Raw genomic sequence first — 22,932 nt, 5'->3', positions numbered from 1 at the left:
GAATTTTCGTGCAAAGTAAGCGGCCATAGGGTAGTTGTTTCGCATAAAATTCGAATACAACTCCTATAAACGCGGATTTACACCAGCCATGAATCTCGACTCGACAGACCTGCGAATCCTCCATCAACTGCAACAGGATGGCCGTATCAGCAACCAGGAACTGGCAGAGAAAGTCGCCCTGTCGCCGTCAGCCTGCCTGCGCCGGTTGCGCCTGCTGGAAAGCGAGGGAGTCATCAGCGGTTATCGCGCCGTGCTGAATGCCGAGCGGCTGGGAATCGAACTCGAAGCCATCGTCCATGTGTCGTTGCGACAGGACGTCGAGGACTGGCACGAGACCTTTATCAAGAAGGTCCAGTCGTGGCCGGAAGTGGTCACCGCGTACGTGATCACGGGAGCGAGCAACTATGTGCTGCGGGTGCAGGCGCGCAACCTCAAGCACTTCTCCGATTTCATCGTCAACCACTTGAACCGCACGGCGGGGGTCACCGATATCCGCTCGGAAATCGTCCTGCAGAAAATCAAGGAGCGCGAAGCGTTGCTGGACCTGGTGGTGCGCAAGTAAGGGAGCAACGCACTGCTAAACCTGTGGGAGCGGGCTTGCTCGCGAAGAGGGAGTGTCAGTTGACATCAATGTTCACTGGACCACCGCATTCGCGAGCAAGCCCGCTCCCACAGGGTTCGCTCAGAAACCGCGCATGCGCCGGGCTTCATTGCGCTGCAAGGTCATGCTCGGGGATTCGTCGAACAGCTTGCGGTACTCGGCGGAAAAACGCCCCAGGTGGGTGAACCCCCAGCCCATGGCGATCGCGGAAATATTGCGCGCCGAGCCGTGCTCGAGAATCTCCTGGCGCACGCCGTTCAGCCGGTATTTCTTCAGGTAGACCATCGGCGACAGCGCGAAGTACTTCTTGAACGCCTCGAACAGCTTGAAGCGCGAAACCCCGGCGGCGAGCTCGATGTCCTCCAGGTGCAGGGCCTCGCGAGCATTGTCATGAATGTATTGCCGCGCCCGGATCAGATAGTGCGGCAACTTCACGCCCAGCACTTCGCGCAACTCTTCCGAGTAGTTGTTCGGCTGGGCGAGGATCAGGCCTTTGATCAGCGAGCTCTCAATGTCCCGGGTAAAGGCCACCTGCTCGTAGAGTTCGCTGCTGCGCTCCAGCTCGGCGATGAAATAGCGCGCCATGCGCCACCACGAAGCCGACGCGCCGTCGACCGCATCCATCACCGGTTCGAAGCGCAAGGGCTCATCCAGCGGTCGCTGCAGCAAGCCCTGCAGGGATTCACTCATGGCAACGCGGGTGATCACCACCTGGACCTTGCGGCAATCGCCGGAGATCGCCAGCAGCTGGTTTTCATTGGGCGAAATGATCACCCCCTGGTCGCGGTCGGACTTCACCACGCTGCCGTTCTTGCTCAACTCCTGCTCGCCCACCAGGGGTAGGCTCAGGCTGTAACTGCTGAAGTGCTCGGCGTCTTCGATATCGATGGTGACATCGGTGCCGTATTCGATGGTGCCCAGGGTCGTGGCCATCGACTTGAACATGTTGGCGCTGTGGTGGAAGCGGATCCGCTCGGGCGTCGTGCTCACGAGTCGATGTGGCCCGCAAATACCGGACATCCAGTTTCTCGCGGCCTCGAGATCATCGCTGTCGACACGAATGTCGCGACACTGCGGATCGTTTTTGCTGTTCATCACGGTGCACCCACGGGCTATTTTTCAGCGCGCTCTGACGGCGCGTCTCAGGCGTGGAGAAGGCAAGTTCCAAGCCACAAAACCCCGGTGCCAACTTAGTGGATAGCAATCCTCGACTAGGCGGATAACGCAGCCGGTGATCGCTCCCCAACAGGCACTCGAGGTTGTGCAAAACAGTACCTGATTGCTGCAGACAGGGGCAGCCGTTCATCGTTTGGCGCGCGGTTTGGGTAGTCGCTGCACAGCTTGATACCCCGCGCGTGTTACCCCACAAATTATACGGACTGCCTTCGCCGACAAACCGGATAGACCCCCACCCGCCCCGTTCCCTCTAATGCGCACACCGATTAGCCCCAATAAAAAACAGGTGCACACCCATGAGTGGCGAAAAAAACGTCGAGCAGTGGAAAGCGTTTATCCAGGGTTGCCTGGACTTCCGTCCGGCAGAAGGCGTGTTCCGCATCGCCCGGGACATTTTCACCGAGCCGCAGTTGTTCGATCTGGAAATGGAACTGATCTTCGAGAAGAACTGGATCTACGCCTGCCACGAAAGCGAGCTGGCCAATAACCACGACTTCGTCACGATGCGCGCCGGCCGCCAGCCGATGATCATTACCCGCGACGGCAACGGGCAGCTCAACGCCCTGATCAACGCCTGCCAGCATCGCGGCACGACCCTGACCCGGGTCGGCAAGGGTAACCAGTCGACCTTCACCTGCCCGTTCCATGCCTGGTGCTACAAGAGCGACGGGCGCCTGGTGAAGGTCAAGGCGCCTGGCGAGTATCCGGAAGGCTTCGACAAGGCCACCCGTGGCCTGAAAAAGGCGCGCATCGAGAGCTACAAGGGTTTCGTGTTCATCAGCCTCGATGTTCACGCCGACAACAGCCTGGAAGACTTCCTCGGCGACGCCAGGGTGTTCTTCGACATGATGGTCGCCCAGTCACCCACCGGTGAGCTGGAAGTGCTGCCCGGCAAGTCGGCCTACACCTACGACGGCAACTGGAAACTGCAGAACGAAAACGGCCTCGACGGTTATCACGTGAGCACCGTCCACTATAACTACGTGGCCACGGTGCAGCATCGCCAGCAGGTCAACAGCGAGAACGGCAACGGCAACGGCAACACCCTGGACTACAGCAAGCTCGGTGCGGGCGATGCCAATACCGATGACGGCTGGTTCGCCTTCAACAACGGCCACAGCGTGTTGTTCAGCGACATGCCGAACCCGACGGTACGCTCGGGCTACGCCACCATCATGCCGCGCCTGGTCGAAGAACACGGCCAGGAAAAGGCCGAATGGATGATGCATCGCCTGCGTAACCTGAACGTCTACCCGAGCCTGTTTTTCCTCGACCAGATCAGCTCGCAACTGCGCATCATCCGCCCGGTGGCCTGGAACAAGACCGAGATCATCAGCCAGTGCATCGGGGTTAAAAACGAGTCGGACGCCGACCGCGAAAACCGCATTCGCCAGTTCGAGGACTTCTTCAACGTGTCGGGCCTCGGCACGCCGGACGACCTGGTGGAATTCCGTGAAGCCCAGCGCGGTTTCCAGGCACGCCTGGAGCGCTGGAGCGACATTTCCCGTGGCAGTCATCGCTGGGCCATCGGCGCCACGCCCAACAGCGAGGCGATCGGCATCGCCCCGGCCATGACCGGCACCGAATTCACCCACGAAGGGCTCTACGTCAACCAGCACAGCAACTGGCAGAAATTCCTGCTCGATGGCCTGGACGCGAAATCCCTGAAACTCCGTGAGGTGCAATGATGAATGCTCAATTGCAGTACCAGATCGAACAGTTTTTCTACCGCAAATCCGAACTGTGCGACGCCCAGGACTGGGACGCCTACCTCCAGCTGTTCGCCGAGCAGAGTGAATTCCACCTGCCGCAATGGGATTCGGAACACGTCTACACCCGCGACCCCAAGCGCGAAATGTCGCTGATCTACTACCCCAACCGCTCCGGCCTGGAAGATCGCGTGTTCCGCCTGCGCACGGGCAAGTCCGCGTCCTCGACGCCGATGCCGCGCACCCTGCATTTGATCAACAACGTGCGCATCGACGAACTCGAGGGCGGTGAACTGGAGGTGCGCCTGAACTGGCACACGCTGTTCTATCGCCTGGCCACGTCGGAGCAGTTCTATGGCCGCGCCACCTACCGGCTCAAGCCCCACGCCGACAGCTGGCTGATCAGCCGCAAGCATGTGCTGCTGCTCAACGACACCATCAACTCGGTACTCGACTTCTACCACCTCTGAATCCCTGGAGACCGAGGCATGAATCACAAAGTAGCGTTCAGCTTTGCCGACGGCAAAACCCTGTTCTTTCCCGTACAACCCAACGAGATCCTGCTCGACGCCGCCCTGCGCAACGGCATCAACATTCCCCTGGATTGCCGCGAAGGCGTCTGCGGCACCTGCCAGGGGCGCTGTGAATCCGGCGACTACAGCCAGGATTACGTGGACGAGGAAGCGCTCTCGAGCCTGGACCTGCAACAGCGCAAGATGCTCACCTGCCAGACGCGGGTCAAATCCGACGCGGCGTTCTATTTCGACTTCGCCTCCACCCTGTGCAACGCCTCGGGTCCAGATCAACTCAGCGCAACGGTGACCGACGTCAGGCAGATTTCTGCCAGCACCGCGATCCTGCACCTGGCCCTGGATACGACAACCCCGCTGGATTTTCTCCCGGGGCAATACGCCCGGTTGTCGATTCCGGGCACCGAGAGCAAGCGTTCCTACTCGTTTGCCAATCGGCCGAGCGAGCACAATCAACTGCAATTTTTGATTCGCCTGTTGCCCGACGGGGTGATGAGCAACTACATCCGTGAACGCTGCCAGGTGGGCGACGAAATCATGCTCGAGGCACCGCTGGGCGCGTTCTATCTGCGGCAGGTGGCCAAACCGCTGATCCTGGTGGCGGGTGGCACCGGGCTGTCGGCGCTGCTGGGCATGCTCGACGACCTCGCCGAACGCGGTTGCGCGCAGCCGGTGCATCTGTACTACGGCGTGCGCGACGCTGCCGACCTGTGCGAGCGCGCACGGATCGAGGCCTATGCCGAGCGCCTTCCGGGGTTTCGCTACACCGAAGTGGTCAGCGATCCATCGCCTCAGTGGACGGGCAAGCGCGGCTACATTGCCGAGCATTTCGACCTCAGTGAATTGCGCGACGCGCCGGTCGACATGTACGTCTGCGGCCCACCGCCGATGGTCGAGTCGATCAAGGACTGGTTACAAAGCCAGGCACTGGACAGCGTTCACCTGTATTACGAAAAGTTCACCGAGAGTAATATCTGATCTTTCAAATCAGGCCTGACAACAATAACCAGAAGGGAACGAGATGGCGGATGAAATCTTGCAACAGGGCTCGCTCAAGCGGGGGTTGAAGAACCGGCACATTCAATTGATCGCCCTGGGTGGGGCGATTGGCACCGGGCTGTTCCTGGGCTCGGCGGGTGTGCTCAAGTCGGCCGGGCCGTCGATGATCCTCGGTTATGCGATTGCCGGGTTCATCGCTTTCCTGATCATGCGCCAGCTGGGCGAGATGATCGTCGAGGAGCCGGTGGCCGGTTCCTTCAGTCATTTCGCCCACAAGTACTGGAGTGGTTATGCCGGCTTCCTGTCCGGCTGGAACTACTGGGTGCTGTACGTGCTGGTGGGCATGGCCGAGCTCACGGCCGTGGGCAAGTACGTGCAGTTCTGGTGGCCGGAGATCCCGACCTGGGTCAGCGCCGCGGTGTTCTTCGTCCTGGTCAACCTGATCAACACGATGAACGTCAAAGTCTTCGGCGAGATGGAGTTCTGGTTCGCGATCATCAAGGTCGTGGCGATCATCGGCATGATCGTCCTGGGCTGCTACATGCTGTTCAGCGGCACGGGCGGCCCGCAGGCGTCGGTCAGCAACCTGTGGAGCCACGGCGGTTTCTTCCCCAACGGCACCACCGGCTTGCTGATGTCGATGGCGTTCATCATGTTCTCCTTCGGTGGCCTGGAACTGGTCGGCATCACGGCCGCTGAAGCCAGCGAACCGAGGAAGGTGATCCCCAAGGCGATCAACCAGGTGGTTTATCGCGTGCTGATCTTCTACGTCGGCGCCCTCACCGTGCTGCTGTCGCTGTACCCCTGGGATCAACTGCTGCAGACCCTCGGCGCGTCCGGCGATGCCTACAGCGGCAGCCCGTTCGTACAGATCTTCTCGCTGATCGGCAGCGACACCGCCGCGCACATCCTCAACTTCGTGGTGCTCACCGCGGCGCTCTCGGTTTACAACAGCGGCGTCTACTGCAACAGCCGCATGCTCTACGGCCTGGCCGAACAGGGCGACGCACCCAAATCACTGATGAAACTGAACAAACAGGGCGTGCCTCTGCGGGCGCTGGGCATCTCGGCACTGATCACGATGCTGTCGGTGCTGGTCAACTACCTGGCGCCCCATGAAGCGCTGGAGTTGCTGTTCGCCCTGGTGGTCGCCTCGTTGATGATCAACTGGACGCTGATCAGCCTGACCCACCTGAAATTTCGCAAGATCATGGGCCAGCAAGGCATAGTGCCCGGCTTCAAGTCGTTCTGGTTTCCCTACAGCAACTACCTGTGCCTGGCCTTCATGGCCATGATCATCTGCGTTATGTGGATGATTCCGGGCATCCGCGCGTCGGTCATCGCCATCCCGGTGTGGGTGGCGATCATCTACCTGTTCTACCGGGTGCGCGTGGCGCGCGATCGCGGCTTGCCCGTCGCGCAATAATCCAATGCGCAACAAAAAGCCCCTGTATTCATTGAATGCCGGGGCTTTTTGATGCCTGTCAGGTCAAAGGGTCGAACGCACCCGCCACAATTCCGGGAACAGCACGGTATCGAGCATCTTGCGCAGGTAACCCACTCCTTCAGTGCCACCCGTGCCAGGCTGGAAGCCGATGATCCGCTCGACCGTGGTGACATGGCGGAAGCGCCACTGGCGGAACGAGTCTTCGAGATCGATGAATTTCTCGGCCAGTTGATAGAGGTCCCAATAACGCGTCGGATCCTTGTAGACCACCCGCCAGGCCGCTTCGACCGAGGCGTCATGCTGCGTCGGGGCGCTCGGGTCACGCTCGAAACGCTGCGGGTCGATCGCCAGCCCGGCGTTGGCCATCAAGCGAATGGCTTCGTCATACAGCGAAGGCGTGGCGATGGCTTTTTCGAGTTCCTGCAACAGCTCCGGCCGGTGGGCGTGGGGGCGCAACAGCGTCGCGCTCTTGTTACCGAGGATGAACTCGATTTCACGGTACTGGAACGACTGGAAGCCCGACGATTGCCCCAGGAAAGGCCTGATGGAGTGGTACTCGGTAGGCGTCATGGTGGCCAGCACCGTCCACGCATGTACCAACTGATCAAAGATCCGCGAGACCCGCGCCAGCATCTTGAAGGCCGGCGCCAGCTCACCCAGCCGAACGTGTTCGCGGGCGGCCTTGAGCTCGTGCAGCATCAGCTTCATCCACAGCTCGGAGGTCTGGTGCTGGATGATGAACAGCATCTCGTTATGGTCCGGCGACAACGGGTGCTGGGCGCTGAGAATACGCCCCAGGTCCAGGTAGTCGCCGTAGCTCATGGAGTCGGAAAAATTCAGCTCGGCGTTATGCCACTCATCTGTCTGATTGGCAGGCGAATACGGACATTGGCTCATTGAACAGGCTCCTGATGTAGCGATGAATTCAGTGGACGCAAGATCGCCCTGACCGGGCTGGCGTCGAGGTTGGCAAATCGCAGTGGCAGCGCGATCAACTCGTAATCCCCTTCCGGGACGTCATCGAGCACGATGCCTTCGAGAATGGCCATGCCGTGACGCGCCACGGCGTTGTGCGCGTCCATGGTCTTGGATTGCTGCGGGTCCAGCGACGGCGTGTCGATACCGATCAGGCGCACGCCGAGACTGGCAAGCAGGTCGACGGTGTCTTTGCCGACCGCGGTGAATTCGGGGTCCCAGGTGGTCTGCGGCGCCTGTTGATAAGTTCGTAGCAGCACGCGTTCGGGCAGGTTCGCCAAGCGACCTTGCAGTTGCCCGGGTTGCACCAGCGCGTCGCTGCCCAGGCAATGCAGCACCCGGCAAGGCCCGATATAGACGTCGAGCGGCACATCGCCGATGGCCGCGCCGTCCTTGCTGTAGTGCAGCGGCGCGTCGACATGGGCGCCAGTGTGCGGCGACAGCGTGATGCGCCCGACATTCACCGGGCATTCAGGCCCCAGGGTCCAGACGCGTTCTTCCTGAAACGGCGTATCGCCCGGCCAGGTCGGTGTTGCGGTACTCAAGGGCGGGCTGATGTCCCACCACGACATTGTTTTTTTCATAACACAGCTCTCGGCCTTTTCCGAAGTGAATGATACGAGCGATGCCTGTGCATGTTCTTGCAAAAAACTTCGAAAAAGCCTGGGGCTTTCGCACAAACTGCCAGATATCGGTGGTTTATGGCGTGGAAATATCAATGGCGCCACAGTCGCTGGCAGGCGTCGAGCCACTGCGTTTCTGGATACCTCGATGTCGAGCACAGACAACTGATGCCGCAGCAGGCCCTATAGGGTGCGACTTCAGTTCTCCCCAACGCCGGAGTCATCATGACCGCACCGATCACCGTTCTTCGCGACACCCACCCGCTGCCCGTACTCGATGCCTGCAAATGGGAAAAACTCGAAGGCGACCCGCACACCGTCAACCTCAACGCCTACACCAGCGAAGACGGCAGCAAGATCATGGGCACCTGGATCTGCACGCCGGGCAAGTGGTACGTGGAATACGTGAAGTGGGAATACTGCGATTTCCGCGAGGGCTACTGCATCATCACCCCTGAGGGAAAAGAGCCGATCCACCTGCGGGCCGGTGACATTTTTGTCGTTGAGCCGGGGATGAAAGGCACCTGGGAAGTGGTGGAAACCGTGCGCAAGTATTTCGTGTTTGCCTGATGCAAAAAAACCGGGAGATCACGCAATGTGATTTCCCGGTAAATGTCGATGCGCTTCTCTGTAGGAGCGAGCTTGCTCGCGAAAAACCTGAGAGCACCGCGGGGTGCCAGGCTTCGAGCGTTATCGTTGACGACCATCGCGAGCAAGCTCGCTCCTACAGGTTTTCAGCATGATTATTGCGGCTTGCGATAGCTGTTGATGATCGCCGAGAAGTCACTGCCACCTTCCCCACGCAAACTCATCGCCTGATACAACTGTTGCGCCACCGCGCCCATTACCACCGGCTGGTGCGCCGAACGCGCTGCTTCAGTGGCCAGCCCCAGGTCCTTGAGCATCAGCTCGGCGCCAAAGCCCCCGGTATAGCCGCGCGAGGCCGGGGCCGTTTCGACGATGCCCGGCCACGGGTTGTACATCTCCGAACTCCAGCAACGCCCGGTGGAGCTGTTGATGATGCCCGCCAGCACCTTGGTGTCGATACCCAACGCATCACCCAACGCCATGGCTTCGCTGACCCCGACCATGGAAATGCCCAGCAGCAGGTTGTTGCAGATCTTGGCGATTTGCCCGGTGCCGACTTCGCCGCAATGGACGATGTTGCGGCCCATCTGCGCCAGCACCGGTTGCAGGGTCGCGAACAGTTCCGGGGTCGCGCCGACCATGAACGTCAAGGTCCCTGCCGCGGCGCCACCGGTGCCACCGGAAACCGGCGCATCGGCCATGGCCACGCCCTGTTTGGCAGCGGCGGCGGCCACGTCACGGGCGGTCTGCGGATCGATGGTGCTGCAATCCACGGCTGGCACACCCTTGCCGATACCGGCGAGCACACCGTCTTCGCCCAGCCAGACGCTGCGCACATGCACGGCAGCCGGCAGCATGGTGATCACCAGTTCCGCGCCTTCTGCCGCCTCACGGGCCGAGGCGCTGATGCTGCCGCCCAGTTGCTCAAGCTCCGCCAGCACGGTTTTGTTCAGGTCGACCAGGCGCAGTGCATGGCCGGCCTTGATCAGGTTGCGCGCCATCGGCGCGCCCATGTTGCCGAGACCGATAAAAGCGATGTTCATGTCCGGCTCCTTAACGCAAGTTGATGGTGGTGTTCACACCGTCGTTGACGCTGTCGTCATCGAACCAGCGGCTGGTGACGGTCTTGGTCTGAGTGTAGAACTGCACCACTTGCTTGCCATACGGGCCGAGGTCGCCGAGCTTGGAACCACGGGAACCGGTGAAGCTGAAGAACGGCACTGGCACCGGGATCGGGATGTTGATGCCGACCTGGCCGACGTCGATTTCGTTCTGGAACTTGCGCGCCGCCGCACCGGATTGGGTGAACAGGCCGGTGCCGTTGCCGAACGGGTTGGCGTTGACCAGGGCGATGGCCTCGTCGAGGGTATTCACTTCCAGTACCACCAGCACCGGGCCGAAGATTTCCTGGGTGTAGATCTGCATGTCGGTGGTCACGCCGGAGAACAGGGTCGGGCCGACAAAGTTGCCCTTCTCGTAACCGGGAACCGTGATTTCGCGACCATCGAGCTCGAGTTTCGCGCCTTCCTTGATGCCGCTTTCGATCAGATCAAGAATTCGCTGTTTGGCTTTTTTGGAGATCACCGGGCCGACGTCGGTGCCCGGCTCGCTGCCGGCATTCACCGTCAGTTTCTGCGCCAGCGCCTTCAGGTCAGGCAGCCATTGCTTGGCCGCGCCCACCAGCACGACTACCGAGGTGGCCATGCAGCGTTGACCGGCTGCGCCAAAACCGGCGCCCACCAGCGCATTCAGCGCCTGTTCGCGATTGGCATCGGGCAGCACCACGGCGTGGTTCTTCGCGCCCATCATCGATTGCACGCGTTTGCCGTGCTTGCCGGCCAGGTCATAGACGTGGGTGCCGACCGCAGTCGAACCGACGAAGGAAACGGCCTTGATGTCCTTGTGGGTGCAGAGCGCATCCACCACGTCCTTGCCACCATGCACGACGTTGAGCACGCCGGCCGGAACGCCGGCCTCGATGGCCAGCTCTACCAGCAGCATGGTCGACATCGGGTCCTGCTCGGACGGTTTGAGCACGAAGGTGTTGCCGCAGGCGATGGCCATCGGGAACATCCACAGCGGAATCATCGCCGGGAAGTTGAACGGGGTAATGCCGGCGCACACGCCGATCGGCTGGCGCAGGGTGTAGGTATCGACACCGCCTGCGACGTTTTCAGCGAATTCGCCCATTTGCAGGCTGCCGATGGAGCAGGCGTGCTCGACCACTTCCAGGCCACGGAAAATGTCGCCCTCAGCGTCGGCAATGGTTTTGCCCTGCTCGGCGCTCAGGACCACGGCGATGCGCTTGGAGTGTTCACGGATCAACGCCTGGAGCTTGAGCATGATGCGCATCCGCGCGCCGATCGGCGTCAGCTTCCAGGTCTGGAAGGCGCGATGGGCTGCACTGATGGCCGCGTCGACTTCTTGAGCGGTGGCAAACGGCACCTTGGCCAGCACCTGTTGGGTGGCCGGGTTGATGATGTCGTGCCATTCGGTGGTCTGGGATTCGACCCACTCGCCGTCGATCAACAGCTTGACCTTTTGTACGGTAGTTTCGTTGGGCGTGAGCGAAGCGTTCATGTGGGTCTCCGGATGCTTGTTTTTATCTTGGGAGCCAAGGCGAGAAAGTCGCCTTGAGATGAGGCGTATGCCGCGAATTGGTGATCGGACTGTTTTTGGAGTATAGATGTGCAAACTTCTAATAAGAACGCACATAAAAGCCGGTCCAACATGCAAAAAAACATCACCTCTCTAGGCTCGCTGAACTGGGATGACCTCAAGTTTTTCCTCGAAGTCGCCCGCACCCGCAAGGCCAGCACCGCGGCCAAGCGCCTGGCCGTCGACTACACCACCGTGTCGCGGCGCATCAGTTCACTGGAAGCTTCGCTGGGCACCTTGCTGTTCGAGAAATCCCGGACCAGCGGTTTTGTCCTGACCGCCGAAGGCCAGCGTTTGCTGGGGTACGCCGAGTCGATCGAAAGCACGCTGCACATGGCCTGCGAGCAGGTTTCGGGCTCCGGGGTGGCGTTGTCCGGCCACGTGCGCATGGGCTGCACCGAAGGGTTCGGCAGCTTTTTCATTACCCCGCAACTGAGCCATTTCGTCGACGCCTATCCGGCGATCTCGGTGGACATCCTGCCGCTGCCGCACTTCATCAGCCTGTCCAAGCGCGAAGCCGACATCGTCATCGCCCTGGAACGCCCGGAACACGGGCCTTACGTATGCTGCAAACTGACCGACTACCGCCTGCAGCTGTACGCGACCCAGGAATACCTCGACAAACACCCGGCCATCCGCCGCCCGGCCGACCTGGGCAAGCATTCGTTCATCAGTTATGTCGACGACCTGGCGTTCAGCTCCGAGCTGCTGTACCTGGCCAACGTACTCCCCGGCGCCAGCGCCAATCTGCGCAGTACCAGCGTGATCGCGCAGTTCGTGGCCGCGCAGCAAGGGCGATCGCTGGCCATCCTGCCGTGCTTCCTCGCCGCCCAGGACCCACGGTTGCTGGCGGTGTTGCCGCAGGAGATCAACATCACCCGACAATTCTGGATGTACTGCCGCGAGGACCTGCGCAAGCTCAAGCGGATCACCCTGTTGTGGGATTACATCCGCGCGGTGACTGAGCAGAACCAGGCGCTGTTGATGGGTGACAGTCGGCAAATGCTGTTTGCCGACTGAGGTTCTTCAAGGAATCAGGTAGCGCCAACCTTCAAGTTGGAACGGGTTGGCCAGCGACTTTCCTGGACAATGTCTTACCAAAAGCAATCCACCACTTTTCATAATAGAAAGTCGAGATATGCGCGGTCATGAAAATGGCGGCGAACAACAACGGACGCTTCAAATATTTTATGACGGTATCTCCGCTACCCAGCCAGGTATGTGCCAGCAGTGGATGAACAACGTAGAGCGCGTAGGAAATGGTGGCGATATAAAACAGAACGCGATTATTCAGAACCTGGGCAACAATGCGTGTCTGGCCATTGACTAACGTGCTCCCCACCATGGCGGCGGCAATATAGGGGCGCAGGTAGTTCATGAAGCCGCCGTCAGGATGACTGGAAACAACAAAAAGGAGGAACAAAACTATTTGCACAACCCATATTGGTTGCGGAAGTTTCACAAAGGTGCCGCCCACTCTTTTGTGGTATATCAGTGCAAGTAAACAGCCAGAAAGTATTTCATCAATGCGGTAATAGGTGTTGATCACGACATGGGCATCGTTCATGACTCGGTAGGTCGTGACGGCGATGGCGAATACAGGAATCATCACCATCCACTTTTTCCGCATCATGACGACCAGCAAAGCGATGGCAACATAAAACTGGACCTCCATGCACAAACTCCATAGATGCCCGTTTACATTGCCAAGCCACATGGGCGGCCAGTTGGCATAGAACAGAAAGTTTGCGAGGTAGTAATCCGGAGGGCTGCTCATGATCGGCAAGACAATTGCCATGTACAACCAGGCAAGAGGCACAATCCGAAAGAACCTGCGAATCAAGAAATCAATGACGCTGTCGTTCTTGAGCAGGAAACTTGTTATTAGAAAACCCGATAGCGTAAAAAATATAGCCATGCCCATAACCCCTGCAGCGGAATTCAATTGCAGGATCTTTGGGCCGAGTGGTAGCAGGTGACACGCCAGGACAAGCAATATACTAATGCCGCGCCATCCATCAAGTACATTTAATCGAGAGTGTGCTACGGAACCATCACTCATATTGGCATTCGCTCTTTGGATATGAAAACCCAATAGTCGCAGCGCTGAAAATATCATGAAGCCAGACCATTCAAGCCTGTAGTCTAGGCTAGCTTTTGCACTTTACACTTCACGCCATGATAAAATTTTGTCGCGAGCAATTGGTTAAATCACTGTTTTTTTGACGTTGCTTTCATGGCGTGAAGTGAATCGTCCACTTTTTGGCAGATGCGCTGCGAGCGCTATCAGTCGATCCCCTCCTTGAGCTCCAGCATCAACCCACTCAAGCGTTTGACCCGGCGTCGCACCGCCTCTTCGAAGACGCCGGCCCGAGGTTCGATCAAGGTGAACCAGTCCTTGGCCCGGGTGATGCCGGTGTAGATCAGCTCCTTGGTGAGCACCGGGTTCAGGGCATCGGGCAGGATCAAGGCGGTGTGGGCGAATTCCGAGCCCTGGGATTTGTGCACGGTCATGGCGTACACGGTTTCGACATCATTGAGACGACTGGGCAGTACAAATCGCACGCCGCCCTGGCCGTCGTTCCTCGGGAACGCGACCCGCAGCACAAGCTTCCCGGCCTCGGGGCCCTCGCGTTCGGGAAGCTTGAGGGCGATGCCGATGTCGCCATTCATCAGGCCCAGGCCGTAATCGTTGCGGGTCATCAGCACCGGCCGGCCTTCGTACCACTGCTGGTCGCTGTCGATCAGCCGCGCCTTGAGCAAGGCGTCGGTCACCCGCTGGTTCAGGCCTTCCACGCCCCACGGCCCTTTGCGCACGGCGCACAACAACTGGAACGTATCGAACGCCTGCAGGACCTGCCGAGCCCAATCGGTCCAGCGCGGGTCTTCCAGTGGGCAATCCAGCGGTGGGCGCTGATTGCGCAGCAGGCTCAAGTAATACCGGTATCCTTGCGGCCCCTCACCATGACCTTCGAGCAACAGGCGCTCCAGTGCCCGATCCTGTTCATTTTTGAGCGACAGGCAGAACACATCGTCGTGGCTGCGCGCCGCCAGCAATTTGCGGGCTTGCGCGGGCTGTTGCTGGTTCACCCAGCGGGCCAGCTGACCAATGCCGCTGCCTTCGCCGAAGCGCCGCGAGTGGCGCAACATCACCACTTGCTGGGCGAGCGGATGGGAACCCTGGGTGTCTTCCTGCAACCCACTCGCTTCGAGGCTCTCGCCACTGACGGCCTGCAGCCATTGGCGAGTCTGCGGGCTGTACCAACCCGCCTCGGCGTCGCGACACAGATCGCCCAGCACGGCACCGGCCTCCACCGACGCCAACTGGTCCTTGTCACCCAGCAGCACCAGGCGGGCATGGGCCGGCAGCGCATCGAGCAGGTTGGCCATCATTTCCAGGTCGATCATCGATGCTTCGTCCACCACCAGCACATCCAGCGGCAGGTGATTGCCGGCGTGGTGACGGAAATGTCGGGTCCCCGGGCGGCTGCCGAGCAGGCGGTGCACGGTGGTGACATCGGAGGGGATTTTTTCGCGGATGGCTTCAGTGACTTTCAGCGTCCGCACTTGCGCACTGATGGATTCGGTCAGCCGCGCCGCGGCCTTGCCGGTAGGCGCGGCAAGGCGAATGCGCAGCGGTTTGCCCGCCTCTACCGCCGGCGCCTGGAGCAACGCGAGCAAGCGCACCACCGTGGTGGTCTTGCCGGTGCCCGGACCGCCGGTGACGATACTGAACGCGCTGCGAGTGGCGAGGGCGCAGGCCAGTTTCTGCCAGTCGATGACCTCACCGGGCCTGGCCGGGCCAAACAGACCGGTGAGGCGTTGCAACAGATCCTTGGGGGCGTCTTCCTGCCCCGCCAGACGCTCACGCAACGCATCGTCGATGCGGCGCTCGTAGGCCCAGTAGCGCCGCAGGTACAGGCGTTTGCCGGCCAACACCAGGGGCCGCTGCTGCACGTTGTCGCGCTCGTCCGCGGCCAGGGCAACCAGGCTGCTGGATGCCAGCACCTTGCACCAATGGGCGCCATCCAGGGTTTCCAGCAGCTGCGACGGCAGCAACATCGCGCCACCTTGCAGGTCGCCTTCCGGAGGCAGCGACAGGGCGAAGTCCGGCTCCTTGAGGGTCTCGAACAGGTCCAGGCAGACATGCCCGTGCCCCAACTGGTGACTGGTCAATGCCGCCGCCAGCAGCACCAGCGGGTCATCGGCCGGTGCCAGCTCGTGAAGAAAGCCGACGAAGGCCTTGTCCAGTGCGCGCAACCAGCCACGCTCGACCCAGCGCGAGAGCAGCAGCAACAGGTCTTCGGCACGACTCAATGGGCTGAGTTGCGCCAGGCTCTCGGCAGTCAGCGGCGTCGCCAGCACATCGGCGAAGGTACGGTTCATAGCAGTACTCCCTGTTCCCAGGCGGGTTCGACCCTGGGCTGCGGTTTGCCCTGGAACAGGCGGTCCAGTTGCTCGATCAGCGCCCGGGGCGGACGGGCGAAATACACGCCCTGGCTCGGCGCACGCGTGCCCCGCAGGAACAGGTACAGCGCACCGCCGACATGCCAATCGTAATCGTAATCGGCCAGCCGCGCCTTGAGCTGGCGATGCAGGGCCAGCAGGTACAGCACGTATTGCAGGTCGTAGCGGTTGTCGAGGATCGACTGCTCCATGGCCTGTTCGGTATAGGCCGCGTCGTCAACTCCGAGCCAGTTGGATTTGTAGTCGGCGACGTAGTAGCGGCCATCATGCTCGAACGTCAGGTCGATGAAGCCCTTGAACATGCCATTGAGCAAGACAGGTTCCGCGGCCACCCGCGGCACACCGTTGTGGGTGTATTGGCACACCAGGGCATCGAGCTTGAGCACATCGACCTTGTGGCTGGCGAACCAGAATTCCATCTCGACCTGGTACTGGGTCAACTGCGCGAAAATCACCGGTGCCTGGTCGCTAGCCACAGGCAACGGCGACTTGAGCAGATGCTGCAACCATTCACTCAGCGTGGTGATCCAGCCTTCCCAGCCTCGGCGATTGCAGCGACGGCCAATCGCATCCTCCACCGCCTGCGGGGTGGCGGCAAACCCTTCGCCACCGGCCCATTCGAGCAAGCCATGGAGAAAGGTGCCCGGGTTCGGGCCACGGGGGAATCGATGGATATCGGCACCGCCAGCCACCATCTCGCGGGGGGCGTGTGGGTCGAGACGTTCGTCGTCGAAGAGTTTCTGTGCCTGCGGACTTTCCGGCGCCTGATCACTGCCGATGCTCAGGCTGTCGCCAATACGCAAGGCGCTGTAGGAGGCAATCCACCAGTTTTCACTGGCCTTGCGTTGCACCGTCAACGGCGCCAGCAACGCCGCGGTGTTCTGCGGGGGATGGTAAGACTCGAGGGTGGCCTCGGGCATTTCGCCGTAGCCGATCGCCGGGCAGCCCTGTTGCAGGTCCCGTAACCAGGCCTGCAAACCCGCCGACTCGTTCAGGCAGGAACCGCCGCCCAACAGATACCCCAGCGCCGACAGGTGCAGCACCGAGCTGTTGTTGTTGCCGCGCTTGAGATCCGCCACGCCCAACCAGCAGGCGTGTTGCGCCCGGGTCAGGGCCACGTACAGCAGGCGCAGGTCTTCGGCCAGACGCTCGTCATCGGCCTGGGCAATCAGTTCGGGCGTGGGGCTCAGGGTTACCTGGGCCTTGCCCGTGGCGTCGTGGTAATGCAATGGCAGGCGGCTGCCATCCACCGGTTTCGCCGAGCAAATGAACGGCAGGAATACCAACGGGTACTCAAGCCCCTTGGACTTGTGGATGGTCACGACCTTGACCAGTTGCTCGTCGCTTTCCAGGCGCAGGATCTGCTCTTCACCGGCCTGGCCCGACAACGCCAGGTGCTCGGACAAATGCCGGATCAAGGCCTGCTCGCCGTCCAGTTCGGCGGCTGCCTGTTGCAGCAACTCGGACAGGTGCAACAGGTTGGTCAGCACTCGCTCGCCATCGCTGCGCGCCATCAATGCCTGGGGCAGCTTGAAGTCATGCAGCAAGCGTCGCAGCATCGGCAACACGCCCTGCTTGCGCCACAGCTCGCGATAACGGCGGAACTGCATGACCCGGGATTCCCAGGCCAGTTCGTCCTGGTTCAACTGCTCCAGTTCGGACAATGACAGGTTCAGCGTGATGCTGGCCAATGCCGCCCGCAGCGGCCGCTCGACGTCCGGCTCGGCGCAGGCCTTGAGCCAGGTGAGTACGTCGTGGGCTTCCTGCGCGGCAAACACCGAGTCCTTGTCCGACAGATAAACGCTGCGCACGCCGCGGGCAGAGAGCTCGGCACGCACCGCCTGGGCCTCCTTGCCGTCACGCACAAGGATGGCAATGTCCGCCGGCATCAGGCCTTTGAGCACCTGGTCGTCACGCACGAACCCCGCCAGGCCTTGTTGCCCGCCATTGAGCAAGGCAGTGATTTCACTGGCACAGGCGGCGGCCAGTTGTTGCCGATAGACCGCGCCGGACATCGGCTGCTCGGCCGCCAGGTGCCAGATGTTCAACGCCGGGACTGCCTGCTGATTGATGCGCAGGACTTCCTTGCGCCCCTGGGACTCGACGGGCAGGAACGGCACCGGGTTGTCGCCATTTTTTTCCCGGAACAGAAAGGCCCCACGCCCCGACTCGCGGGACTCGGCACAGTCGAATACATGGTTCACGGCACTGACCATGCCATGGCTCGAACGGAAGTTGGTGCCCAGGGTGTGCAGGCGGCCCGTGGTGGCCTGGCGGGCGCGCAGGTAGGTGTAGATGTCGGCGCCGCGGAAGGCGTAGATCGCCTGCTTCGGGTCACCGATCAGGAACAGTCCGCTGTCGGGGCTGTTGTCTTCAATGCGGTAGATGCTCTCGAAGATCCGGTACTGCACCGGGTCGGTGTCCTGGAATTCGTCGATCAACGCCACCGGGAACTGCTCGCGGATCAAGGTCGCCAGGCGCTCGCCGCCCTCGCTTTGCAGCGCCGCGTCCAGGCGCAGCAACATGTCGTCGAAACCCATTTCAGCACGGCGGCGCTTTTCCTCTTCGAAGCGCGCGCCTACCCAGTGGGCAGCGTGTTGCAGCACAGCGGCATGGGGTGTCGGCAAACCATCCAGGCAGGCTTTGAGCGCGGGCATGGCGTCCAGGCCTGGATGGTCCGGCGCAGGGCCCTTCTTCCAGGCTTCCGCCATGCCGTCGGGGGTCAGGCGGGTGAAGCCGGTGCCGATGTCCAGTTGCTCGAGGGCCTCGTCTTCGGCCCAGGCTTTGATTTTCTCGAACCAGGGCTCGAAATACCGCGCCTGCATCTTGCGCCCGTCGACACTCTTGCTGGCGACACCTTCGTGACACAGGGCCAGCAGCTCGTCGGCCCACTGGCGCCACGGCATCTTGAGCTCAAGCAGGGCGACTCGGCGCTCCTGCAGACATTCGTTAATCAGTTGCGCCGGCTCAACACCGGCGAGAGTGTCACGCGCGCTGGCGAACAGCCCGCGGATCCGCGGCAACAAGGCCGCCGGTCCGCCCCAATTGCCGCGCACCCAGTTCAACGCATCGCCCTGCATCGGATAACAGAACAGCCGCCAGTAATCGCGCAGCACTTCACCGAGCAGATCGCTGTGATCGGTTTCCAGGGTCTGGGTAAACAGGCTGCCGCTGTCGAAAGCGTGCTCGCGCAACATACGCTGACACCAACTGTGGATAGTCGACACCGCCGCCTCATCCATCCATTGCGCGGCGATGTCCAGGCGATTGGCGCAGCCGGGCCACTGATCGGGTGCGTACTCTTCGCGCAGCTGGTTGATCAGCGCGTCCGGGGCCGGCGTTTCCTCGCGGAAAAACCGCGCGGCTTCGGCCAGGCGCGTGCGAATGCGTTCGCGCAGCTCTTTGGTGGCGGCATCGGTAAAGGTCACCACGAGGATTTGCGGCGGCAGCAGTTCACGGCCGAAACCACAAGGCTCTCCACCGTGGCCAAGGACCAGGCGCAGGTACAGCGCGGAAATGGTGAAGGTCTTGCCGGTCCCGGCACTGGCCTCGATCAGTTGACTGCCACGCAGCGGGAACGCCAGGGCCAAGGGGGTCTGGGTGGTCATGGGCGGGGCTCCTCGCTGGACACTGAACGCCAAGGGGCCTCAAGCAGCGGTCGATACAGGGCGTCACACCAATCGGCGAACGTTTCGTCGGCGACCAGGGCGTCGTAATCGGCGAATTGACGCGCGAGCGCCACGCTTTCGCGGCGCTCGCCGTCGGTGGTCAAGCCATCACCTTCGTAGGCCTTGCGCGCGGCGGCCTGGGCTTTGAGCGGGTCGGTCTGGCCGAGCCAGGCAAAGGCGGTCTTGACCGCAATCGGCAGGGGTTGGCGCATGCCCGCTTGCCAGGCCTGCAACAGATCGCCCAAGGTTCGCAAAGCACGCTCCCGGGCAATCGGCTCGAGTATCAGGCTGTCGTCACTGGCCACCAGGGCCGTGGTCATCGCCATGCCGCTGGCGCACGCCACCAGGTGGTTGACCCACGGCCGCGTCAGCCGATGCCATTTGCGCGACTTGATCGAACCGATGCTGTTGGGGATCGTCGTGACCGACAGCAAGCCACCGTCGGCACGTTGGTGCAGGCCACTGAGCCAACCCTCGATGCGCAGGCCATCCACTTGCAAATTGACTGGCAGGGCGCTGGTCAGGGGCGTTGGCCATAAGGCCAGAAGCTGTTGATAACGCGCGAGCAAATCCGGCAAGGGTTCGATCAACTCCCGTTGCAGGCATTCGCCAAACCCCGCCATCGGCAGCAGCCCGCTGTTTTGCAGGCGACTGGCCTGCGCCTCCAGCACCCGTTCGGAGTTATCCAGGTCTGCCAGTGCGGCGCCGAGCAAACTGTCGCTCAGGCTATAGCGTTGCAAGGCATCGAGGACAAAGGGCTCTTCATCGGCCAAAGGCACTTCGGCCGCCTCGAAGAACACCTTCAGGCGCTGACTGAAGAAATGACGCACCGGGTTGCGCAGGAAATCCTGTAGTTGTCCCAGACTCAGCGGCTCCTCCTGGACGTGGGCATCCAGTAGCTCACTGACAGGCGCCTGCCCGCTGGCTTGATGGAGCACCTGCCACTCGCTGGCATAGCTGAACAACGCATCGCCCTGGTGGAAGTAACGGGCGCTGAAGGGTTGCAGCGGGTGCTCCTGGGTCAGGGCTTCGAGTAGGTCCTCCTCGGCATCGACCAATCGCCAACCGCTGGCCAGATGGTCCCGAAGCTGGCCGATGAGCACCGATGCCGGGCGCTCGCTGTTATCGCGGATGCTGCGACCGACCCAACTGACATAGAGCTGCTCGCGCGCCGACAGCAATGCTTCCAGCAGCAAATAGCGGTCATCCTCACGTCGTGAGCGATCGCCGGGGCGGTAGTCGCTGCCCATGAGGTCGAAATCCAGCGGCGGCTGTGCCCGCGGGTAGTCGCCATCGTTCATCCCCAGCAGGCACACCAGCTTGAACGGGATCGCGCGCATGGGCATCAAGGTGCAGAAGTTGACCGCACCGGCCAGAAAGCGCTGAGACAAGCGCCCCTGATCGAGACCGGCGAGCCAGGCTTCACGGACGACGGTCAGGGTCAGCTCGTCGTGCAAGCCAACTGACTCACAGTTTTCGAGCCAGGTTTCGCGCAAGGTTTCCAGCTGCGTCAGCAAATACTCGTCGTGCTCGTTGCTGGCCTGGAAGAACAGTGCCACCAATGCCTGTAAACGCAGGCTCCATTGCTGCGGCGATGCCGGTCGAGTGAGTTCGTGGTGGGCGATTTCCAGGGCATCCAGCAGCGCAACCAGTGGGCCGATGAGCGCGGCATCCAGGCCACCGATCTCGTCGTAGGGTTCGATGCCGCCACAGGCGCCGGAACTGCCAACGGCGTAGCCGAGCAACATCCGCCGCAGGCCAAAACGCCAACTGTTCTGCTCCAGTGCCTCAGGCAGGCCCAGGCCGGCACGCTGCTCGGCATTCATCCCCCAGCGGATGCCTGCCCCTTCGATCCAGCGGTGCAGGGTTGGCAGGTCACGCTCCTCTACGCCGAAGCGCTCCCTTAGCGCGGGCACGTCGAGCAGGTCGAGAATCTCGCTCACCGGGAAACGGCTGTCTGGCAGCTTGAGCAGATGTTCGACCGCGATCAGCAACGGATCACGGCCGCGCTGGCCCTGGTCGGCGAGGGTGAACGGTATGAAGCGCTGGTCGTGGCGCTCAAGCTGGCCGAACACCGCGCGAATGTGCGGGGCATAGGCATCGATGTCCGGGACCATGACAATCACGTCCCGGGGCCGCAATAGCGGATCGGCGCTGAAGCGCGCGAGCAACTGATCGTGCAGGATCTCCACTTCGCGCTGGGCGCTGTGGGCAACGTGGAAGCGGATCGACGAGTCTTTCTTCAAGTCCACGGCCGGCCAGCATTCGCGGGTTTCGCCCAGCGGACGCAACTCAAGGATGTCGTCCTGCAACTGGTTGAGCATGTGCAGTGGCTGGCTGTCACTGAACAGGTCGATGCGACCGTCACGAAACGCCGAACGATAGCTGTTGGGATCGTCGTAGCTGTCGAGCAGGTTGATGTAGTCCCGCCCCTGCTTGCCCCATGCCGCGAGTAACGGATGGGCGTGTTGATGCAGGGTTTGCGGGTCGAGCACGCCGGGCATGCCGCTCTTGCGTGCCTGCCGTTTGTATTGATGGCGCAACAGGTCCTTGTCGGCGACGATGTCTGCCCAATGGTGGCGACAGGGATTGTGCACGCACAGCAGCACCTGGCTGAATCTAGCCAGGCCGGCCAGGGCTTCCAGGGCTTGAGCGGGCAGGGAGGAAATGCCGAATACAATGACCCGTGACGGTAATCCGGTAGGAGCCACGTCGAGGCTGTTGATGCGTTCGATAAACCGCTGATGCACGCCGGCCCGGCTTTGCGCCATCCCTGCTTCACCGACATCCAGCAACAGTGCACGCCACAACTCCGCCTGCCAGGCATTGGCCGCGGTCAGCGGCTTGGCTTCGCCCCTGCCGTTGCGTAACTGGTGACGACCTTCGGCCCAGTCTTCGAGCCAATCGGCGCGGTACACCTGGTACTGGTCGAACAGATCCGCCAGGCGCTCAGCCAATTGATAGCGTTTGCGCAAATCGGTGTCATGGGTGAGAAAGCGCTGTAGCGGCTCGAAGTGCGGCTGATCGATCACCTGCGGCAGCAGGCGCATCAGGCGCCAGGTCAGGGGGGCTTTATCCAGCAGCGACTTGGCCGGAATGTCGTCGCGCCCCAGGACCATCCGATAGAGCTGCCACATGAAACTGCCAGGCAATTGCACGTCGATGGCGGCGGCGATCCCGCAGCCGCCCATGTCGTCATCCTCAGCGTCTTCGGCCAGAGCCAGCTTCAGCCACTGGGCAATGCCGTTGCTCTGCACCAGGGCGATTTCATTTTCCAGGGGAGCCAGCGGGTAGCGCCGCATCCAGCTCACTACCAGGCTGCGTAACTCGTCCAGGCGATTGCCATGAACCACCATAAAACCAGCACTGAGGGACGTTGCGTCCGGCATAAAGGCTTCCTTGGAAAGCGCAAATCGAGGGAGGACTTTAGCATTGAAGGCGACTTGCTTCATTGTAGGAGCAAGCTCGCTCCTACAGGGGGGTGGAGCCAG

16 protein-coding genes are annotated in these 22,932 nt (G+C 61.4%); 7 read left to right on the top strand and 9 right to left on the bottom strand.

Annotated elements, in window-relative coordinates:
* The first annotated feature begins 88 nt into the window (after positions 1–88).
* Positions 89–562, top strand: a complete 474-nt coding sequence (locus ACM6I6_RS06695) for an Lrp/AsnC family transcriptional regulator (protein ID WP_046820664.1) — start codon at positions 89–91, stop codon at positions 560–562.
* Between the two features lie 120 nt (positions 563–682).
* Here the strand turns inward: ACM6I6_RS06695 and ACM6I6_RS06690 are convergent, their stop codons facing one another.
* Positions 683–1,696, bottom strand: coding sequence for an AraC family transcriptional regulator (locus ACM6I6_RS06690; RefSeq protein WP_274074121.1), 1,014 nt, complete (start codon positions 1,694–1,696; stop codon positions 683–685).
* 377 nt (positions 1,697–2,073) lie between these two features.
* Between ACM6I6_RS06690 and antA the strand changes: the two genes are divergently transcribed.
* The 4 genes from antA to ACM6I6_RS06670 are packed head-to-tail and all read left to right on the top strand — an operon-like array spanning position 2,074 to position 6,441.
* On the top strand, positions 2,074–3,465 hold the full coding sequence (antA, locus tag ACM6I6_RS06685) for an anthranilate 1,2-dioxygenase large subunit (RefSeq protein WP_414919642.1): 1,392 nt from the start codon (positions 2,074–2,076) through the stop codon (positions 3,463–3,465).
* Positions 3,465–3,956, top strand: a complete 492-nt coding sequence (antB, locus tag ACM6I6_RS06680) for an anthranilate 1,2-dioxygenase small subunit (RefSeq protein WP_323605445.1) — start codon at positions 3,465–3,467, stop codon at positions 3,954–3,956. Before antA ends, antB begins: the two co-directional genes overlap by 1 nt.
* An 18-nt stretch (positions 3,957–3,974) precedes the next feature.
* Positions 3,975–4,994 (top strand): anthranilate 1,2-dioxygenase electron transfer component AntC, encoded by a 1,020-nt coding sequence (gene antC, locus ACM6I6_RS06675; protein ID WP_274074124.1) that lies wholly within the window; start codon positions 3,975–3,977, stop codon positions 4,992–4,994.
* A 43-nt stretch (positions 4,995–5,037) separates the two neighbouring features.
* A complete protein-coding gene (locus ACM6I6_RS06670) occupies positions 5,038–6,441 on the top strand; it encodes an amino acid permease (protein ID WP_323628902.1) in 1,404 nt (467 codons plus the stop codon).
* A 63-nt stretch (positions 6,442–6,504) separates the two neighbouring features.
* Here ACM6I6_RS06670 and kynA read toward each other — a convergent pair whose 3' ends face one another.
* Entirely contained in the window at positions 6,505–7,359 is an 855-nt protein-coding gene (gene kynA, locus ACM6I6_RS06665) for a tryptophan 2,3-dioxygenase (RefSeq protein WP_414919641.1), read from the bottom strand.
* Positions 7,356–8,021 carry an arylformamidase gene (gene kynB / locus ACM6I6_RS06660; protein ID WP_323628903.1) on the bottom strand — a complete coding sequence of 222 codons (666 nt, stop codon included), beginning with the start codon at positions 8,019–8,021 and terminating at the stop codon, positions 7,356–7,358. The genes kynA and kynB overlap by 4 nt, the downstream gene beginning before the upstream one ends.
* A gap of 264 nt (positions 8,022–8,285) precedes the next feature.
* On the opposite strand from kynB, the gene ACM6I6_RS06655 reads away from it, so the two are divergent.
* Positions 8,286–8,630, top strand: coding sequence for a cupin domain-containing protein (locus tag ACM6I6_RS06655; protein ID WP_274074128.1), 345 nt, complete (start codon positions 8,286–8,288; stop codon positions 8,628–8,630).
* 173 nt (positions 8,631–8,803) lie between these two features.
* On the opposite strand, the gene mmsB is transcribed toward ACM6I6_RS06655, so the two are convergent.
* Together mmsB and ACM6I6_RS06645 are read right to left on the bottom strand one after the other, a co-directional pair.
* Positions 8,804–9,691, bottom strand: a complete 888-nt coding sequence (mmsB, locus tag ACM6I6_RS06650; RefSeq protein WP_323605437.1) for a 3-hydroxyisobutyrate dehydrogenase — start codon at positions 9,689–9,691, stop codon at positions 8,804–8,806.
* 10 nt (positions 9,692–9,701) lie between these two features.
* Entirely contained in the window at positions 9,702–11,228 is a 1,527-nt protein-coding gene (locus ACM6I6_RS06645) for a CoA-acylating methylmalonate-semialdehyde dehydrogenase (RefSeq protein ID WP_274074130.1), read from the bottom strand.
* Between the two features lie 150 nt (positions 11,229–11,378).
* Between ACM6I6_RS06645 and ACM6I6_RS06640 the strand changes: the two genes are divergently transcribed.
* Positions 11,379–12,326, top strand: coding sequence for a LysR family transcriptional regulator (locus ACM6I6_RS06640; RefSeq protein WP_274074131.1), 948 nt, complete (start codon positions 11,379–11,381; stop codon positions 12,324–12,326).
* A gap of 31 nt (positions 12,327–12,357) precedes the next feature.
* Here ACM6I6_RS06640 and ACM6I6_RS06635 read toward each other — a convergent pair whose 3' ends face one another.
* From ACM6I6_RS06635 to recC, 4 genes are all read right to left on the bottom strand, one after another.
* Positions 12,358–13,368, bottom strand: coding sequence for an acyltransferase (locus ACM6I6_RS06635; protein ID WP_323605434.1), 1,011 nt, complete (start codon positions 13,366–13,368; stop codon positions 12,358–12,360).
* A 224-nt stretch (positions 13,369–13,592) separates the two neighbouring features.
* Positions 13,593–15,692: an exodeoxyribonuclease V subunit alpha gene (gene recD / locus ACM6I6_RS06630; protein WP_414919640.1), complete on the bottom strand. Its 2,100-nt coding sequence runs from the start codon at positions 15,690–15,692 to the stop codon at positions 13,593–13,595.
* Complete coding sequence (gene recB / locus ACM6I6_RS06625) at positions 15,689–19,381, bottom strand: exodeoxyribonuclease V subunit beta (protein WP_414919639.1); 3,693 nt, start codon at positions 19,379–19,381, stop codon at positions 15,689–15,691. The genes recD and recB overlap by 4 nt, the downstream gene beginning before the upstream one ends.
* Positions 19,378–22,830 (bottom strand): exodeoxyribonuclease V subunit gamma, encoded by a 3,453-nt coding sequence (recC, locus tag ACM6I6_RS06620; RefSeq protein WP_414919638.1) that lies wholly within the window; start codon positions 22,828–22,830, stop codon positions 19,378–19,380. Before recC ends, recB begins: the two co-directional genes overlap by 4 nt.
* Positions 22,831–22,932: the final 102 nt, after the last annotated feature.

The organism is Pseudomonas sp. IT-P218 (genome assembly GCF_949767605.1).
GTDB lineage: Bacteria > Pseudomonadota > Gammaproteobacteria > Pseudomonadales > Pseudomonadaceae > Aquipseudomonas > Aquipseudomonas putida_AE.
This window is presented reverse-complemented; position numbering and strand designations above follow the sequence as displayed.

Bases quoted from the DNA above. Each gene is read 5' to 3' on its own strand.
- ACM6I6_RS06695 (WP_046820664.1), top strand. From the start codon at position 89: ATGAATCTCGACTCGACAGACCTGCGAATCCTCCATCAACTGCAACAG.
- ACM6I6_RS06690 (WP_274074121.1), bottom strand. From the start codon at position 1,696: ATGAACAGCAAAAACGATCCGCAGTGTCGCGACATTCGTGTCGACAGC.
- antA (WP_414919642.1), top strand. From the start codon at position 2,074: ATGAGTGGCGAAAAAAACGTCGAGCAGTGGAAAGCGTTTATCCAGGGT.
- antB (WP_323605445.1), top strand. From the start codon at position 3,465: ATGAATGCTCAATTGCAGTACCAGATCGAACAGTTTTTCTACCGCAAA.
- antC (WP_274074124.1), top strand. From the start codon at position 3,975: ATGAATCACAAAGTAGCGTTCAGCTTTGCCGACGGCAAAACCCTGTTC.
- ACM6I6_RS06670 (WP_323628902.1), top strand. From the start codon at position 5,038: ATGGCGGATGAAATCTTGCAACAGGGCTCGCTCAAGCGGGGGTTGAAG.
- kynA (WP_414919641.1), bottom strand. From the start codon at position 7,359: ATGAGCCAATGTCCGTATTCGCCTGCCAATCAGACAGATGAGTGGCAT.
- kynB (WP_323628903.1), bottom strand. From the start codon at position 8,021: ATGAAAAAAACAATGTCGTGGTGGGACATCAGCCCGCCCTTGAGTACC.
- ACM6I6_RS06655 (WP_274074128.1), top strand. From the start codon at position 8,286: ATGACCGCACCGATCACCGTTCTTCGCGACACCCACCCGCTGCCCGTA.
- mmsB (WP_323605437.1), bottom strand. From the start codon at position 9,691: ATGAACATCGCTTTTATCGGTCTCGGCAACATGGGCGCGCCGATGGCG.
- ACM6I6_RS06645 (WP_274074130.1), bottom strand. From the start codon at position 11,228: ATGAACGCTTCGCTCACGCCCAACGAAACTACCGTACAAAAGGTCAAG.
- ACM6I6_RS06640 (WP_274074131.1), top strand. From the start codon at position 11,379: ATGCAAAAAAACATCACCTCTCTAGGCTCGCTGAACTGGGATGACCTC.
- ACM6I6_RS06635 (WP_323605434.1), bottom strand. From the start codon at position 13,368: ATGAGTGATGGTTCCGTAGCACACTCTCGATTAAATGTACTTGATGGA.
- recD (WP_414919640.1), bottom strand. From the start codon at position 15,692: ATGAACCGTACCTTCGCCGATGTGCTGGCGACGCCGCTGACTGCCGAG.
- recB (WP_414919639.1), bottom strand. From the start codon at position 19,381: ATGACCACCCAGACCCCCTTGGCCCTGGCGTTCCCGCTGCGTGGCAGT.
- recC (WP_414919638.1), bottom strand. From the start codon at position 22,830: ATGCCGGACGCAACGTCCCTCAGTGCTGGTTTTATGGTGGTTCATGGC.